This window comes from Flavobacterium terrae, from assembly GCF_900142035.1.
In the GTDB taxonomy this organism is placed as follows: Bacteria; Bacteroidota; Bacteroidia; order Flavobacteriales; family Flavobacteriaceae; genus Flavobacterium; species Flavobacterium terrae.
Genome location: NZ_FQZI01000001.1, coordinates 457,463 through 473,510, shown reverse-complemented (window position 1 = coordinate 473,510; position 16,048 = coordinate 457,463). Strand labels below are relative to the sequence as shown.

Here is a 16,048-nt window from a genome sequence, read left to right as displayed (position 1 = left end):
TTTGTGTTTCGTTCGGCATAACTCTAATTTTTAATTTGGCTCTTCGCTTATTGTCGCACAAATTCAACACGTCTATTTTGTGCTTTTTCAGAGGCATTTGCGTTTTTATTCAAAGGCAAGCTTTCCCCTTTTCCCTCAGTTGTATATTGAGACACATCGACGCCAAAAGCTCCAGAAAGCACATTCTTAACAGCTTCTGCTCTACGTTGCGACAACTCTAAATTTGATTTTGCTTCACCATCACTATCAGTATGACCAACAATTTTTATTTTCATAGTAGGGCTTGCTTTTAAGGTTTCTGAGATTTCTTTTAGAATAGAAAAAGATTGTGGTTTTATTGCATCACTATTCGTATCGAATAAAATATTAGCTGTAATGAATTTTCCTTTAGCAATATCATTTTTAACTTGAGGAGCATTGGTAGCGATTTTTAAATTCATCATTAAAAAAGAAATATTTTCAATGAAATAATCGCCAAAATGGAAAGCTAACTTATATTTAATGTTAGTATTGAAGATGGATACATTATCCCAAATTTTAGTTTGATTGATCCAAACCGAAACTTTATCACCTATTTTCGAAATCGAAATTTTTGCTCTCGGATTTTCATTAGTATGCCATTCCGAAAAATAACGTTCAGCATCATTTCTTTCAATAATATTTCCATTTGCATCTTTTTGTTCAATGCTGCTACCTCCTTTTTTGGGGATTTGAGAAGACCCACTAAAAGATATTTGTGTCACATTGTTAAACCACGGATCTGCTAAATTGGTTTCTTTTTCTGGTAAAAAGCGTAAGTCTAAAGTTCCATTAGCTACATCTGGTTGTGCAACTACATCAAATTGTATCGTGAAATTTTGTGGTAAAGTTTTTAAACTCATTGGAAAAAATCCTCCACCATGAATAACAGAAAGTGCTTTTTGTCCAGTTTCTGTATCTGTTGTAGTAGTAAATTCTGCATTACCGTCCCAATTTTTTGGTTTGGCTCCTTCTTGGCTTTGAGCAAAATCTTCAAAAAAGATTATTTTCTCCCCTGGTACAAAATCAAACCCTTCATAAGAAGAAAAATCTGGCATTGAGTCTGCATTAGAACCATTTCCACTTTGTGATTGGTATCCATTATCGCTTTCATTTTGAGAACTTCCTTTTTTATCTTTTTTCTTCTTGTCTTTCTTCTTAAAAATACTACCAATGCCTTCTTCAATTTTATCTAAAGTCTTATCAACTGTTTCATCTCCTTTTTGTTCAACTTTACCATACGTTTTGTCTTTAGTGTTTTTTAAGACACGACCTCCAACAGTCTCTTGAGCATTCAACTTTATAAATGCCAAAAACAGAATTCCTGTCAATACTAATTTTTTCATAATCCCCTTTTGTTTTATTTGATTTGTTGGTTAGTGCCAAAAATTGAAAAAGGTAAACATCAGATGAAAAAAAAATTTTAAATTGGCTATGTTTACTTTTAACTAATTCCAAACACTAATGCATGAATCGAATCAATTAGTAGATTCTTTAAAGAAAGGAGACGAAAAAACAATTGCCTCTATCTATAATGACAACCGAAATGGTTTTATATTATTTGCCTCTCGCTACGAGATTAACAAAGAGGATATTATAGATATTTATCAAGATGCTGTTATTGTTTTATGCGAAAATGCCAAAAAAGGGTTACTTGATAATTTACAGAGTAACATAAGTACTTATTTATATAGTATAGGCAAATACATGATTTTTCATAAACTTAAAAAAGCTGAAAAGAATACTATAAAAAAAGAAACAATTCCTGATGATTTAGATTGGGAATTTTATGAAGAGGAACAAGAAAATAGTGAAGTTCAGCTTTTACAAAAAGCTTGGGGCAAAATAGGGGAACAATGTAAAAAAGTATTGCAACTTTTTTACTATGAGGAAAAAAAATTAGATGAGATTATGGAGATTTTAGCTTACACAAACAAAGATGTTTTAAAAAGTCAAAAGTCGAGATGCTTAAAACAACTTAAAGATTTAACAACTTCAAAAGATGAATAAAGAAACGTTATTAATACACTATTTTGAAGGGACTTTAACCAACGAAGAGAAAGTTTTATTATTCGAAAAGCTAGAAAATGATGCTGCATTTAAAGCAGAATTTGAATTTCAAAAAAATGTAAAAGCTGCTATAAAACTAGAAGAACGTAAAAATTTAAAGGAAAAATTAATTGCTTTAGAAAATCAAAGAACGCCACAAAGGACCAAGAATTTAAAAGTTCGTTGGATTTCAATTGCTGCAAGTTTTGTTGTTTTTGCTTCTGTTGGCTATTGGATATTGAGTCTAAACTCAAATGATTCACTATATGAAGACTATTATGAAACATTTCCGAATGTAGAAGCTCCAACTGTTCGAGGTTCAATTGCTAATGATATTAAATCGGAAGCTTTTTATGCTTATGACAGCAAAAACTATGAAGGAGCTTTACATTTATTTTCTGAAATTTTAGACAAAGACAAAGACGATTATGCCTTGTTTTATAAGGGGTTAGCTCTAATGGAATTGGAACGATTTAATGATGCTGTGACTGTTTTTGAAAGTTATCAAGAAAAACCTAATAGCGCTTTTAACAATTATATAAAATGGTATTTAGCCTTATGCTATATCAAAACAAATCAAACTGAAAAAAGTAAAAACTTAGCTCACAAACTAATAAAAAGTGAAAATCCGTTTCAAAATCAAGCACGTGATTTATTACGTGATTTAGAATGATATTTCAGGCAGAAAATAACAGCCAAAGCTATAGTTAGAAGCCCTCCTAACAACCAATAATAAATAAATGATTTACAAATGGGGGAAACATCTCCGTTAATAATAAATCCTGCCCAAAAATAGGGATGATTCTTTAACGGATTTTGTTTTATAAATTCTTGTTTAGCTAATGCTAATGCTTCATCCTTGGGCAAACCTTTTTTTAGATTTTCATAAAACAAAATCATAATTTCTGATGTTTCCTTATCGGGCACTTGCCATAAACTTACTACAGAACTTTTTACTCCTGCATAGGTGAATGCCCTAGCCAAACTCATAATACCTTCTCCTTTTACTAATTTACCATTTCCGGTATCACAAGCACTCAAGACTAATAAATCTGCAGGTATATAATGATTGTATAATTCCGAAAAATAAAGCGGTTGGTTGTTTGAAAACAACAAACAAGATCTAGAAAAATCGTCTTCATACAAAAATGAATGCATAGCAAAGTGATAGACGTTAAATGGTGAATTTGAATTTAAAAAATTCTCTTTTGTAGCATTCTTATTTTGAAATGAAGTCCCATTAAACAAGGCAGAAATAGTTTCAGATTCTTTTTGAGCAAAAGGTAAGTGCTGCACTTTTTGATTGTTAAACCAAGTATTTGTTCCATAATTAGGAGCAAAACTAGCCAATTCTAGTTTCGTTTTATCTGTTCCTTGTTTTTTACTCAACATCCACATTGGAAATGAATAAGAGTATGATATAGCTTTAAATGAATCATTTGAAGAAGTATTTAAAATAGCCTCAAACGGTACATAATTCAGAAAATTATCCGGAATGATAGCTAATTTTTCAGTTTGAAGCTTCTTCGGAAATAAAATACTTTTTAATTGGTTAGCTTGTTGTTGTACTAACGAATTAGGCTTTTTTAATTGTTGTACCCAATTTAAAGTTAATGGCTTAATTAACTTAATTTGTCCAAGCGAATGAATTTCTAATTGTTTTGGAGATAAACATAAACTGTAAACATACTCATCAGCCACATAAAATTTCCAAATTTGTTCTTTCTCTTTGAGTTTCTTCTGAATAACAGCAATATCAAAATCATCATCAACTTGCATGAAATTTGGATATTTTAGCTTTAATTCATTTTTAGTTTTCTCAATCTCTAAGGCTAAATATTCAACCTTTTTCTTAGTGTTTTTATCTGTTTCTTGAATTAGACCTTCAAAGTATATTTTCTCATTTTGCAATTGTTCTAATTCATTGTAAAGTTCAGCTAATTTTGAGTTTTCAAGTAAAATTTTCTTTTGTACTTCTTTAAACAAATGTTGAGAAACATTGCGTTCAATCAAATTTAGAAGTAATACTTTTTTAGTTGTAGAAGTTTTATTTTGACTACAAATAAAAAGCAAAGTTTCGGTAATTTTATTCTGAAGGCCACTAAGTGTAAGATTGTATTCTCCATTTTTGTAAAACTCCTGAAACATCAATGAGGCAATTGTTGCCAGTTTTTCTGCCTTTTGCAGATCTAATAATTTATGAGACTTTTGATATTTCTTTTTAAAAATCAAAGAAGACGAAGCAAAAATATTGATGTATTGATGTGAATTTAATTCTTTTATTTTATCAATATCAAGTGTTAATATTGATGCTTCATTTTTAAGATATTGAGTCGAAACTTCAGATACAATTCGTTCCACTATTTTAGCTGCTTCATCATTTTTATTTAACCCAGAAAGATTAAGTGCCTTAATTGTTTCGATCGAATATTTACTGGAGCTAAAAGCAGAAAATTCAAAATTTTGTAGCGCTAGTTCCGAATGTTTTTTTCCTTTTTCGAACTCTTGTAAATAATAGAAAATCGAACCCAATAATGCATTTGCTTTCATTTCATAAAACGGAAGCTTAAATTGTTTTCCTTGCTTTTGTAGTTCTTTTAAGTATTTGATTGCATTGACATAATCTTTATTTTCATAATATTTGTAGGTAAATGCATCGTAACAAGACATATAAAAAGAAATATCATCTTGTTGCTCGATTTCTTTAGCTTTAAAAATCCTATTGTAAAATGCTTCCAATTTTAAGTGAGCATCATCTAATAAGTTGCTTTTTAACTTTTCCAGTATATACATCTTATCATAGATTCTTCGTGCATAATTTAGATTTTTAGAATCAATTGCAATTGGATTAGTAAGAAGCTTTTTATAAAAAATATCAAACTTTAAATAAATTCGATTCGATTCTTTGTTATCGTCATAATTTGATACGTAATAATACCAATCATTATAAGCTGTTAAATAATCTTGTAAGCTATACTTTTGTGTCTTATCCATTAAAGCTATGGCTTTTTCTGTATAAGCAATTTCATACTTTTGATTGTGAATGTCTGAATAATAAAAAGAGAGTTCTAAATAAATATTGGCTAATTTTTCTGGATAAAATTGCTCTAAATAATTTTGATGTTTTTGAAGAATTGTTTTGTAGGTTTCAATAATTTCAAAACTCTTGCTTTGAGGCATTAACTTTTTAATTTTAGTTTCGAAAAACCTAATTTCCTTATTTATTACAACAGTATCTTTTTGGGAAAAACCAAAATGAAATGAAATCAGAAAAAAAAGCAAATAAATATTGCATTTATACTTCATAAAGAAAATGTTTTAGTAAACTTTATTTGTAATAACAAAATTAATATTTTACATAAACCTTGTTAAATTAAATTAACAATAAAATATATTTGTAACAAACAATATTTAACTTTAAAATCATGAAGATATATCCTATAGAAGCTGGCAACTTCAAGCTCGACGGCGGAGGCATGTTTGGTGTGGTACCAAAAACTATTTGGAATAAAACCAATCCAGCCGACGCTAACAACCTAATAGATATTGCAGCAAGATGTATGCTCATTGAAGACGGAAATCGCTTGATTTTAATCGATACTGGAATGGGTAATAAACAATCCGAAAAATTCTTTGGTTATTATTCACTTTGGGGAGATTTTTCGTTAGATACATCATTAGCCAAATATGGATTTCACCGAGACGATGTTACTGATGTTTTCATGACACACTTACATTTTGACCATTGTGGCGGAAGTGTTAACTGGAATAAAGACAAAACTGGATACGAAGTAGCTTTTAAAAACGCAACCTTTTGGAGCAATGAAAATCATTGGGAATGGGCAACAAAACCTAACCCAAGAGAAAAAGCATCTTTTCTTTCTGAAAATATTTTGCCAATGCAAGAAAGTGGCCAATTAAAATTTATTGAAAGACCTGATTCAGATTTTGGAATTTCTAAAGAATTAGGTTTCGATATTTATTATGTAGATGGGCATACTGAAAAGCAGATGATTCCACACATAAACTACAATGGAAAAACAATAGTTTTTTGTGCCGATTTATTAGCCACTGCTGGACACATTCCAATTCCTTATGTTATGGGATATGATACACGCCCTCTATTAACTATGCCGGAAAAAACGAAATTTTTAACAACAGCTGCCGAAAAAAACCATTATTTATGGTTAGAGCACGATGCACACAACCAAATTATCACTGTCGAACAAACTGAAAAAGGAGTTAGGTTAAAAGAAGTATACCGTTGTGAGGATATATTAATCTAATGTTAAAAAATATCGTATTATTACTTAAATTTAGACTTTTATAAAATATTTAATTCATATCATGAAAAACACAAGACCTTTTTACTTATCAAGTATACTTGCTTTAGCACTTGCAAGTTGTGGAGGAACTCAAAAAATGGTAACAGTAGATGCTACTAAAATAGACCAAATGCCTCTTAAAACAACTAAACTAACTGACAAACAACTACAAAGATGGAGTCATTTAGATTTAGTTAAAGATACTGTACCTGGTATGAGTGTTGATATGGCTTATGCTGAATTATTAAAAGGTAAAAAAGCAAATAAAATTATTGTTGCAGTTGTAGATTCTGGAATCGACATCGAACATGAAGATTTAAAAGCAAATATTTGGACCAATCCTAAAGAAATTGCTGGTAACAAAAAAGATGACGATAACAATGGTTATGTAGATGATTTACATGGTTGGAACTTCTTAGGTGATTCTGATAACGAACAATTAGAACTTACAAGAATTGTTAAGAAAGGAAACGACGGTTCTGTTCAGTATGAAAATGCTTTAGCCGAACTAACAAAAAAGAAAACTGAACTTGAGCCCCAAAAGCAACAATTAGATATGATTTTAGCTGCTGAAGCTGCTGTTGCAAAACAATTAGGGAAATCTGACTATACACTAGCAGAAGTAAAGGCAATTAAAGCAACAGACCAAGGAATGATGCAATCACAAGCTATTATTTCACAAGTTTTAGCACAATTCCCTGACAAAAAGGCTTTTGATGCTGAAATGAAAGAATACAAAGACTATGTTTATGATCAATTAAACTATAATTTAAACGTAGAATTTGATGGTAGAAAACCAGTTGGTGACAATCCTTACGATATCAACGATAAAAAATACGGAAACGCAAACGTAATTGGTCCTAAAAAAGAAAGCGGAAAACACGGAACTCACGTTGCTGGAATCATTGCTCAAGTACGTGGAAACAACAAAGGTGGTGATGGTGTAGCTTCTGATGTAGTAAAAATCATGGCTTGTCGTGCCGTTCCTAACGGTGATGAGTATGATAAAGATATCGCTTTAGCAATTCGTTATGCGGTAGACAATGGCGCTAAAGTAATTAACGGAAGTTTTGGTAAAAGCTTCTCTCCAAACAAACAATGGGTTTACGATGCCATAAAATATGCTGAATCTAAAGATGTATTATTTGTGCATGCTGCTGGTAACGATGCTGAAGATATTGATGTTGCTAACAACTTCCCTAACGATGCAGAGCCAAAAGGGGCTGAATTTGCAGATAACGTGCTTACAATTGGAGCATTAAATTATGAATATGGTTCTGGTTTAATGGCTAATTTCTCTAACTACGGAAAAGAAAATGTAGATATTTTTGCGCCTGGTGTTAAAATTTACGCTACTACTCCTAACAACACTTACGAGTATTTACAAGGAACGTCAATGGCTTCTCCAAATGTTGCAGGTGTTGCGGCTCTAATCAGAGCTTACTACCCATCGTTAACTGCTTCTCAAGTAAAACATATCATTATGGATTCTGGAACACCACTAAACAATACAATTACATTAGCTGGTGAAACTGGAGGACAAACAACTTTAGGAGCAATATCAAAAACTGGAAAAATTGTTAATGCTTACAACGCATTAATTTTAGCAGAAAAAACAGTAAAAAAATAAATATAATTTGGGCACATCCCACGCCTCAGGGCGTGGGTCGGGCTGTCCGCAGTACATGGTACTTTGCTTCCATCCCTTGTGCGAAAGCACTTTTTTTATTTAAAAACATCACAAATGAGAAAATTATTTTTACTTCTATTTCCATCGCTACTCATGGCGCAAAACAATCCCAATCCTGGGTATTGGCAACAACATGTTGATTACAAAATGGAAGTCAATATGGACGTGAAAACTTATCAATACAAAGGAAAACAAACTTTAGTCTATACCAATAATTCTCCAGACACATTAAAAAGAGTATATTTCCATTTGTTCAATAATGCCTTTCAACCTAACAGCCCAATGGATGCGCGATTAAAATCAATCAAAGATCCAGATGGCCGAATGGTAACCAAAGTAAAATCGGGTGATAAAGAAACCAGAGAAAGTAGAATTTCTGCACTCAAACCTAATGAAATTGGCTACTTATATGTAAACAACCTTAAACAAGATGGTGTTTCAGTAAACAACAAGCGAGTAAGTACTATTCTTGAAGTTGATTTAGCCAAACCTTTAGCGCCTAAAACCTCAACAACATTTACTTTAGATTTTGATGGCCAAGTTCCAGTTCAAATTCGTCGTTCAGGTAGAAATAATAAAGAAGGTATCGAACTTTCAATGGCGCAATGGTATCCTAAACTAGCCGAATATGATATCGATGGTTGGCAAGCAGACCCATATATCGCTCGTGAATTTCATGGTGTTTGGGGTGATTTTGATGTAAAAATTACAATCGATAAAAATTATACTTTAGGGGCAAGTGGCTATTTACAAAACGGAAACGAAATTGGGAAAGGTTACGAAGACACTGGTGTAAACGTAATATATCCTAAAAAAGCCAAGACCTTAACTTGGCATTTCAATGCACCAAATGTACATGATTTTACATGGGCTGCAGACAAAGAATACATTCACGACAAACTAGTTCGTCCTGATGGTGTTACACTTCATTTCTTATATCAAAACAAACCTGAGTTTATACAAAATTGGAAAAATCTTCAACCTAAGACTTCACAGTTAATGGATATTTACAATAAAACTGTGGGGCAATATCCTTACAAACAATATTCTGTTATTCAAGGTGGTGATGGCGGTATGGAGTATGCCATGTGTACTTTAATCCTTGGTGAAGGATCTGAAGAAGGATTAGTTGGTGTTACTGCTCATGAAATGGCACACTCTTGGTTCCAACATGTTTTAGCAACAAACGAAGCAAAACACAGCTGGATGGACGAAGGCTTCACTACTTGGTTAGAAAACTACGGAATCAATGAAATCTCAGAAAAGAAATTGGCTAATCCTCATGAGGATTCATACAAAGGGTACGCTTCATTAGTAAAATCGGGGAAAGAACAATCACAAGCAACTCACGCTGATAGATATGATGAAAATCGTCCGTATAGCATTCAAGCGTACAGTAAAGGAAACATTTTCTTATCACAGTTAGAATATATCATTGGTAAAGAAAACCTACATAAAACATTAAAACGTTACTATGCTGACTATAAGTTTACACATCCTACACCAAAGGATATAAAACATGTTGCAGAAAAAATTACTGGCGCCAACCTTGATTGGTATTTGACCGATTGGACACAAACCACAAATACTATTGATTATGGTATTAAGCAAGTATCTGAAAACGGAAATACAACCAAAGTAACTCTAGAAAGAATTGGGCGTATGCCTATGCCTTTAGATGTTGTTGTAACTTATGAGGATGGCAGTCAAGAATTATTTTATGTTCCACAAACATTATTACGCTGGTCAAAACCTAACGAAACCGGAATAAAAAGAACTGATTTAGAAGGTTGGGATTGGGCATATCCTACGTATGATTTCACGATTAACTCTCAAAAATCAAACATTAAATCGATTGCAATTGATAACAGCGGTTTACTAGCTGATGTGAATAGAGAAAACAATATTTATTTTAAAAAGTAAATTTGATTTAGTCAATTAAAAAAACCACAACCTAAACGTTGTGGTTTTTATTTTTTTATACAGCTTGCATGCGAGGTCCACTTGTTGCGAATGTAACAGTAAGTTCGCCAGAATCTTGTCTTCCATTCCCATTTGTATCATAAAATCCAGTAACAAAATTGTTAGTAGGAGTACAATATCCACCAGTAGGAATAAAAACACCACCTTGCACATTTTTTAATTCATTTTTAATTAAAGTTTTTTGTTTAAAATTTTCAATTGTTTTCATAATAATTTTTTAGAATATTTTACCTCAAGCCTTTAAAGTCAATTGAGATTTTTGACTTTTCTTAATTGATATGAGCATGCTTATACAAACCCTATCAATCAAAATTACCTTGTCAAAACTAATTCATAATTGAGTCTAAAAAATTGCCATTAAGTTTGATTTTATAAATTACAGGGGTATAATTTATAAAATATAACTATACATTTATTAGATTTAATCTATTGATTTACTGTAAATTAAATTAAAACACATTAACTATAATTCCCCGCTCCCGCGCAAATCTTTTCGCGTAGTAACATTAAGTGTTTTTTTAACTTAATATTTTTATAGGTATTTTAAAATCATGCACTAGTCTTTATCGTTATATTAACTAAGCCAAACGAAAGGATTCGTGCTGAAGCGTGGGAAGGTACTTCGGATTTATTAGATATGATAAAAAAATAAAATTATGGAAATAAAATTTTTAAAAAAATATAAGGACTTCAAGGATTTGAAAAAGGACGCCCATTATTCTACATTTGGTCCACCAAGAGGTTTTTCTGACGAAGAAATAACAAAAATAGAAAAAGATTTAAATAATGGTAATTCATTACCTCAAGCTTATAAAGAGTTTTTAGCTATTGGAGGTAAATTTAACAGCATTCAATTAGATGATTATAAAGAAAACTACCTCAAAGCTGTAGAGTATTATAAAGAAAAAGCAGCAAAAAGAAGAATCGTTATCAGTCGTCCTATTGCAATCATACATAATCTTGATGGCGCACTTTTTTCTTTTATTTATTTAGACGAAGGGGATAATCCACAACCTTGGAACTTATCAACAAGTAAAGGGTATGATACCGATGATGGAGAAATATTATATAAAATGCCTTTCAAAACATTTAAAGATTTAGTGGAAAAACTAGTCTATTTATCAGAAAACGGGTTATCTGTATAATTTAAAGCTGTCTTCGGGCAGCTTTTTTATTGTAAAACAATTACAAAGAATTTTTTAAAGAAGGTAAAGAAATTTTCAGAGGGACTAAAAAAGAAGTGCAAGCGTTAGCAACCAAACTTGATTCGATAAGTGATGATTTTGTTAAAGAGTATCTAGAACTACTAGCAAAAGAAAAGCAACTAATAAAAGAGAGGAACCTTATATTTGACGGGCAAAACTGGCATTGGGAGAATCCCCGCTTCGCAAAGTCTCCTGACTTTGCGTTAAGATAATTAAAAGCCACAGTATTTACATTGTGGCTTTTTTCTTAGAAATCTAATATCTCCATTTTCAAAAAAGTATGTTTATTTGTAGTAGCTCAAAGTCGGGAGACTTTGCGCAGCAGGGTTCAATAAAGAACAATTGAAAAACGCTTTTGACGACAACATTAAACCTATTTTGATAAAACTAGAAAAATCAGGGATAGATATATCAAAAATTAAAATCACAAAATAATGACTAAAGAACAAATTATCGAAAAGGTAGAAAAAAACATGAAAACCATAGGTTGGCTAGACTATGACAAAAAAATAGGTATAGAATGTTGGGACAAAGAAGAGATAGAAGACAGGGAGAACAAAAAAAGAGAAATTTATAGAGTTTTCTTTAAAACACCTGATAGCAATATTCAATATAATGAAAAAGGTGAATTAATATCTTTAATTGAAGGTTATTACTGTTCTTGCTATGTTGATGCAAAAAACTACGATATTTTATATTATTCTCGTCCTCACGGCTATATTGAACCGGACGGTACTTATTAATTCTAAATTTAGCATTAAGGCGAGCATATTTTTTGTACTTAAAAATTTAAAAAAACATAGATTTAAACCACAACTCTACTTGTTGTGGTTTTTTTATTTTTATATTGCTATTAGTCTGTTTAGTAAGATTGTACAAATTATAAATCCGTGCCCACAAAGAAAGAACCAGATAGCGCGGATTTGCAATCCGTGCCCACAAAAAAGGAAATAAATTTGAATTAAACATTGTCTTTTTTTGAAAGCAAATACAAGTATATCAAGAATACTCTAAAGTATACCCAGGTATTTCATCAATTTTATAGGAGATAGTTAATATTTGGGCATTGTTTGCTTCTTCTGGCATTTTTAAGAAGATAGGTAAAGTCAAACCACTTTCGTTCATCAAAATTTCTTCATCTTCAAAAACTTTAATTCTAGTTATAAGTGCCAAATGATTATAATCTGGTTGTTGCTTATTGGAAGATAGTTCTATTTTTTCCTGAGCCAGAATTTGCACATTAGAATTATTAAAATCAAAAATTAGATTTTCATGTGAGTTTTTGTTGATTTCGATTAACCTTTTTATTGGTAAGCAGTACGATTCTTCATTAGTTTCTATACTTCTGTTCATAAAAACATTGTAATTCATCCAACATACATCTAGAGCTAATGATTCTGGAATCAATAGTATTGGTTGAGGTATTTGTTTCAATAAATTAATAGTTATGGGCACTTGCTGTTCTACAACTAAACCTCTTTGTAAGGTTTCACTCAAAACAATATCGATAGTTTCTGGGTTTTCAATTTTCAATTTCGTAGCATCCTCATTTTTATAGGCTAGCACATGTTCGTCAAAACCCAATTGTTCAATAAGAGCTTTCATGAAAGTAAAACTCTCTGTATTTATTTCGATTAAAGTTGTTTTTAATTCTTCAGAAGAATATTGTGCTAAAACCGGCAATAGAAGAGTAGCAAAAGGACCTGTTCCAGCATAAAGAATATGAATGGTCTTTTTTCCATCTCTTTTAAGTTTCTCTATAGCTTTAAAGACACCGTTTATGAACTTCTTAGTTCTTAATATATCCTCTAAACACATAGCCGCCCATGTTGTTCCTATCGCCTTACCATTTGAAGAATGAATGTCTTGGCGGCTTGCATCCGAATGGATATCTATATTGGTTAATCCGTATATAATTTGTTTATAAGCGTTAATTGCCGATGAAAGTTCTAGAAAATCAATTTCCTCTCTCTGAAAAACAGTTCCAATTTTCAACAACTCGTCTCTATAATGCTGCATCTTTTTATTTCAAACTTACACAAAATATAAATAGTACGTAGAACATAAGTTTTTGATCTTTATTAAAACATATTGAAAACACAACTGCTTTTAGTAATTTTGCGCCAATGAAACATACGTATCCAAAAAACGAAAAGCTTAAAAGTAGAACTTTAATAGATCAACTTTTTTCCGAAGGGAAATCTGTTTCAAAATATCCTTTACGATTAGTTTACGTTGAAATTTCAGATTTAGAAGACTCAAAGATTAAATTAGGCGTTTCAGTATCTAAAAAACATTTTAAAAAGGCAGTTGATAGAAATTATTACAAACGTGTCTTACGTGAAGCGTATCGATTAAATAAAAGCGTTTTGATTGATGCTATTGAAAATAAAAACTACGCTTTTATGTTTTTGTACCAAACAAAAGATCGATTAAACTATCAAGAAGTGACCGAAAAGACTATTCAATTATTTGAAAAGTTTGCCACAGCCATTCAAAAAGATATTTCGAAAGAATAAAACAAAATAAAAGAGTCCCGAAAATCGGGACTCTTTTTGTATTCAATTGAATTAATAACCGTATTATAATTGAGGGCCTGCTTTTACAAGACTTAGACCTTCTTCGTTATCAGTATATTGAACAAAGTTTTTAATAAATCTTCCTGCTAAATCTTCTGCTTTTGCATTCCATTCAGATGCATCTGCATAAGTATTTCTTGGATCAAGAATATTTGCATCTACATTTGGCAATGCAGTTGGTACATTAAAGTTAAATACTGGTACAACTGCGTTATCAGCATTTTCGATAGAACCATCTAAAATAGCATCTATAATTGCGCGTGTATCTTTAATTGAAATTCGCTTTCCAGTACCATTCCATCCTGTATTAACCATATAAGCTTTAGCATTGTGCTCTTCCATTTTTTTCACTAACTCCTCACCATATTTTGTTGGGTGTAATGATAAAAACGCTTTACCAAAACAAGCTGAGAACGTTGGCTCTGGTTGTGTAACCCCTCTTTCTGTACCAGCTAATTTAGCAGTAAATCCAGATAAGAAGTAATATTTAGTTTGCTCTGGTGTCAGTTTAGAAACCGGTGGCATAACCCCGAAAGCATCTGCAGTTAAGAAAATAACTTTTGTTGCATGACCAGCTTTTGAAACTGGAGTTACAATATTTTTAATATGATTAATTCGGTAAGAAACACGAGTATTTTGTGTTACAGAACCATCTTTGAAATCTATTTTACCATTAGCATCAACAGTTACATTTTCTAATAATGCATCTTTTCTGATGGCTCCATAAATGTCTGGTTCGTTTGCTGCACTTAAATCGATTGTTTTTGCGTAACAACCTCCTTCAAAGTTGAAAACGCCATCATTATCCCATCCGTGCTCATCGTCACCAATTAATTCACGCTTAGGATCTGTAGATAATGTAGTTTTTCCTGTTCCAGATAAACCAAAGAAAACCGCAACATCACCATCTTTACCTTTGTTAGCAGAACAATGCATAGAAGCCATTCCTTGAAGAGGTAAATAATAGTTCATCATTGAGAATAAACCTTTTTTCATTTCTCCACCGTACCAAGTACCACCAATCAATTGGATTTTTTCAGTTAGGTTGAAAGCAATATATACTTCAGAATTTAGATTATGTGCCTTGTAATCTGCAAAACCTCTTTTTGAAGCATTCATCACTACGAAATCTGGTTCACCATAATTAGCTAATTCATCTTCTGTAGGACGGATAAACATATTTTTTACAAAATGTGCTTGCCAAGCCACCTCAACAATGAAACGAACTTTTAAACGAGTGTTTTCATTGGCACCACAAAAAGTATCTACTACAAATAATCTTTTTCCTGATAGTTGATCTACTGTGTTTTTCTTTAACGCATTCCAAGTATCTGTAGAAATGGGTTTATTATCATTTACTGCTTTTTCAGAAGTCCACCAGATAGTATTTTCTGTAACAGCGTCTTTTACAATGTATTTATCTTTTGGGGAACGACCTGTAAACTCACCTGTCATTACATTAACAGCACCAAGCTCTGTTAATTGTCCTCTTTCATATCCTTCAAGAGAAGGATTCAGCTCTTCCTGATATAATAATTCGTATGAAGGATTATATACAATTTCTTTAACGTCATTGATTCCGTATTTTTCTAACGAAATCGTTTTCGTAGTTGGGGTGTATGTTTCCATAAATTTTACGATAAGTTGTGTTTTTTTATAACGGCAAAAGTAAAAATATTATTTGAATAGCCTCACAGTTTAGCCTTTTTTTGTGATAATATAGTAGATAGTTGTAGCCCAAGCAGCAATTAACAATAGCCCTCCTATTGGGGTTATAGGCCCTAAAAATTTAAAATTTAAACCCGATAACGCTTGTGTTGAAAGCAAGAAAATTGATACAGAAAAAAATAAAGTTCCAGAAAGAGTTAGGTAGTAAATTACATTTTTTTGTTCAGGCAATACAATAGAAGTAGTTCCTAAAAACAATAAAAAAAGAGCATGGTACATCATGTATCTAACTCCAACTTCGAAAGAACTCAATTGATCAATAGTTAAAACTTTTTTTAATGCATGAGCGCCAAAAGCACCTAAAACAATTGATACAAAACCAAAACTCAAAGCTGTTATCAAGATTTTTTTATCCATTTGTTCAGAAAATTTTCTTCAAATTTACTACACATTTCGTTAATATACTTTCATTTTTCGCACGAAAGCTTTTTAAAATATAACATTTTGCTACATTTGTGTGATTTTTTTACC

14 protein-coding genes are annotated in these 16,048 nt (G+C 31.5%); 8 read left to right on the top strand and 6 right to left on the bottom strand.

The genetic code is table 11. The annotated features are described in order from the left end of the window. Positions 1–47: 47 nt before the first annotated feature. A complete protein-coding gene (locus BUC09_RS02150; RefSeq protein ID WP_073308239.1) occupies positions 48–1,364 on the bottom strand; it encodes an OmpA family protein in 1,317 nt (438 codons plus the stop codon). A gap of 118 nt (positions 1,365–1,482) precedes the next feature. On the opposite strand from BUC09_RS02150, the gene BUC09_RS02145 reads away from it, so the two are divergent. Beyond that, positions 1,483–2,028, top strand: coding sequence for an RNA polymerase sigma factor (locus BUC09_RS02145; RefSeq protein ID WP_073308237.1), 546 nt, complete (start codon positions 1,483–1,485; stop codon positions 2,026–2,028). Continuing rightward, positions 2,021–2,740 (top strand): tetratricopeptide repeat protein, encoded by a 720-nt coding sequence (locus tag BUC09_RS02140; protein WP_073308235.1) that lies wholly within the window; start codon positions 2,021–2,023, stop codon positions 2,738–2,740. The genes BUC09_RS02145 and BUC09_RS02140 overlap by 8 nt, the downstream gene beginning before the upstream one ends. On the opposite strand, the gene BUC09_RS02135 is transcribed toward BUC09_RS02140, so the two are convergent. After that, positions 2,707–5,247, bottom strand: a complete 2,541-nt coding sequence (locus BUC09_RS02135; RefSeq protein ID WP_159432928.1) for a CHAT domain-containing protein — start codon at positions 5,245–5,247, stop codon at positions 2,707–2,709. The genes BUC09_RS02140 and BUC09_RS02135 overlap by 34 nt on opposite strands. A gap of 245 nt (positions 5,248–5,492) precedes the next feature. On the opposite strand from BUC09_RS02135, the gene BUC09_RS02130 reads away from it, so the two are divergent. From BUC09_RS02130 to BUC09_RS02120, 3 genes are all read left to right on the top strand, one after another. Continuing rightward, the gene (locus BUC09_RS02130; RefSeq protein ID WP_073308231.1) at positions 5,493–6,353 is read left to right on the top strand and encodes an MBL fold metallo-hydrolase; all 861 of its coding nucleotides are present in this window, start codon (positions 5,493–5,495) and stop codon (positions 6,351–6,353) included. Between the two features lie 61 nt (positions 6,354–6,414). Further along, positions 6,415–8,022 (top strand): S8 family peptidase, encoded by a 1,608-nt coding sequence (locus BUC09_RS02125; protein WP_073308229.1) that lies wholly within the window; start codon positions 6,415–6,417, stop codon positions 8,020–8,022. A 114-nt stretch (positions 8,023–8,136) separates the two neighbouring features. Continuing rightward, entirely contained in the window at positions 8,137–10,005 is a 1,869-nt protein-coding gene (locus BUC09_RS02120; protein ID WP_073308227.1) for a M1 family metallopeptidase, read from the top strand. A gap of 55 nt (positions 10,006–10,060) precedes the next feature. Here the strand turns inward: BUC09_RS02120 and BUC09_RS02115 are convergent, their stop codons facing one another. Continuing rightward, positions 10,061–10,273, bottom strand: coding sequence for a hypothetical protein (locus BUC09_RS02115; RefSeq protein WP_073308225.1), 213 nt, complete (start codon positions 10,271–10,273; stop codon positions 10,061–10,063). 448 nt (positions 10,274–10,721) lie between these two features. On the opposite strand from BUC09_RS02115, the gene BUC09_RS02110 reads away from it, so the two are divergent. Next, complete coding sequence (locus BUC09_RS02110; RefSeq protein WP_073308223.1) at positions 10,722–11,210, top strand: SMI1/KNR4 family protein; 489 nt, start codon at positions 10,722–10,724, stop codon at positions 11,208–11,210. A 494-nt stretch (positions 11,211–11,704) separates the two neighbouring features. Further along, on the top strand, positions 11,705–12,013 hold the full coding sequence (locus BUC09_RS02105; RefSeq protein ID WP_084127060.1) for a hypothetical protein: 309 nt from the start codon (positions 11,705–11,707) through the stop codon (positions 12,011–12,013). A gap of 256 nt (positions 12,014–12,269) precedes the next feature. On the opposite strand, the gene BUC09_RS02095 is transcribed toward BUC09_RS02105, so the two are convergent. Continuing rightward, positions 12,270–13,289, bottom strand: a complete 1,020-nt coding sequence (locus BUC09_RS02095) for an SAM-dependent methyltransferase (protein ID WP_073308217.1) — start codon at positions 13,287–13,289, stop codon at positions 12,270–12,272. A 107-nt stretch (positions 13,290–13,396) separates the two neighbouring features. Here BUC09_RS02095 and rnpA point away from each other — a divergent pair, with 107 nt between their 5' ends. Then, positions 13,397–13,789 carry a ribonuclease P protein component gene (gene rnpA / locus BUC09_RS02090; RefSeq protein ID WP_073308215.1) on the top strand — a complete coding sequence of 131 codons (393 nt, stop codon included), beginning with the start codon at positions 13,397–13,399 and terminating at the stop codon, positions 13,787–13,789. A gap of 63 nt (positions 13,790–13,852) precedes the next feature. Here rnpA and pckA read toward each other — a convergent pair whose 3' ends face one another. Together pckA and BUC09_RS02080 are read right to left on the bottom strand one after the other, a co-directional pair. Next, complete coding sequence (pckA, locus tag BUC09_RS02085) at positions 13,853–15,478, bottom strand: phosphoenolpyruvate carboxykinase (ATP) (RefSeq protein WP_073308213.1); 1,626 nt, start codon at positions 15,476–15,478, stop codon at positions 13,853–13,855. A gap of 69 nt (positions 15,479–15,547) precedes the next feature. Further along, on the bottom strand, positions 15,548–15,934 hold the full coding sequence (locus BUC09_RS02080; protein WP_073308211.1) for a DUF423 domain-containing protein: 387 nt from the start codon (positions 15,932–15,934) through the stop codon (positions 15,548–15,550). Positions 15,935–16,048 lie beyond the last annotated feature (114 nt).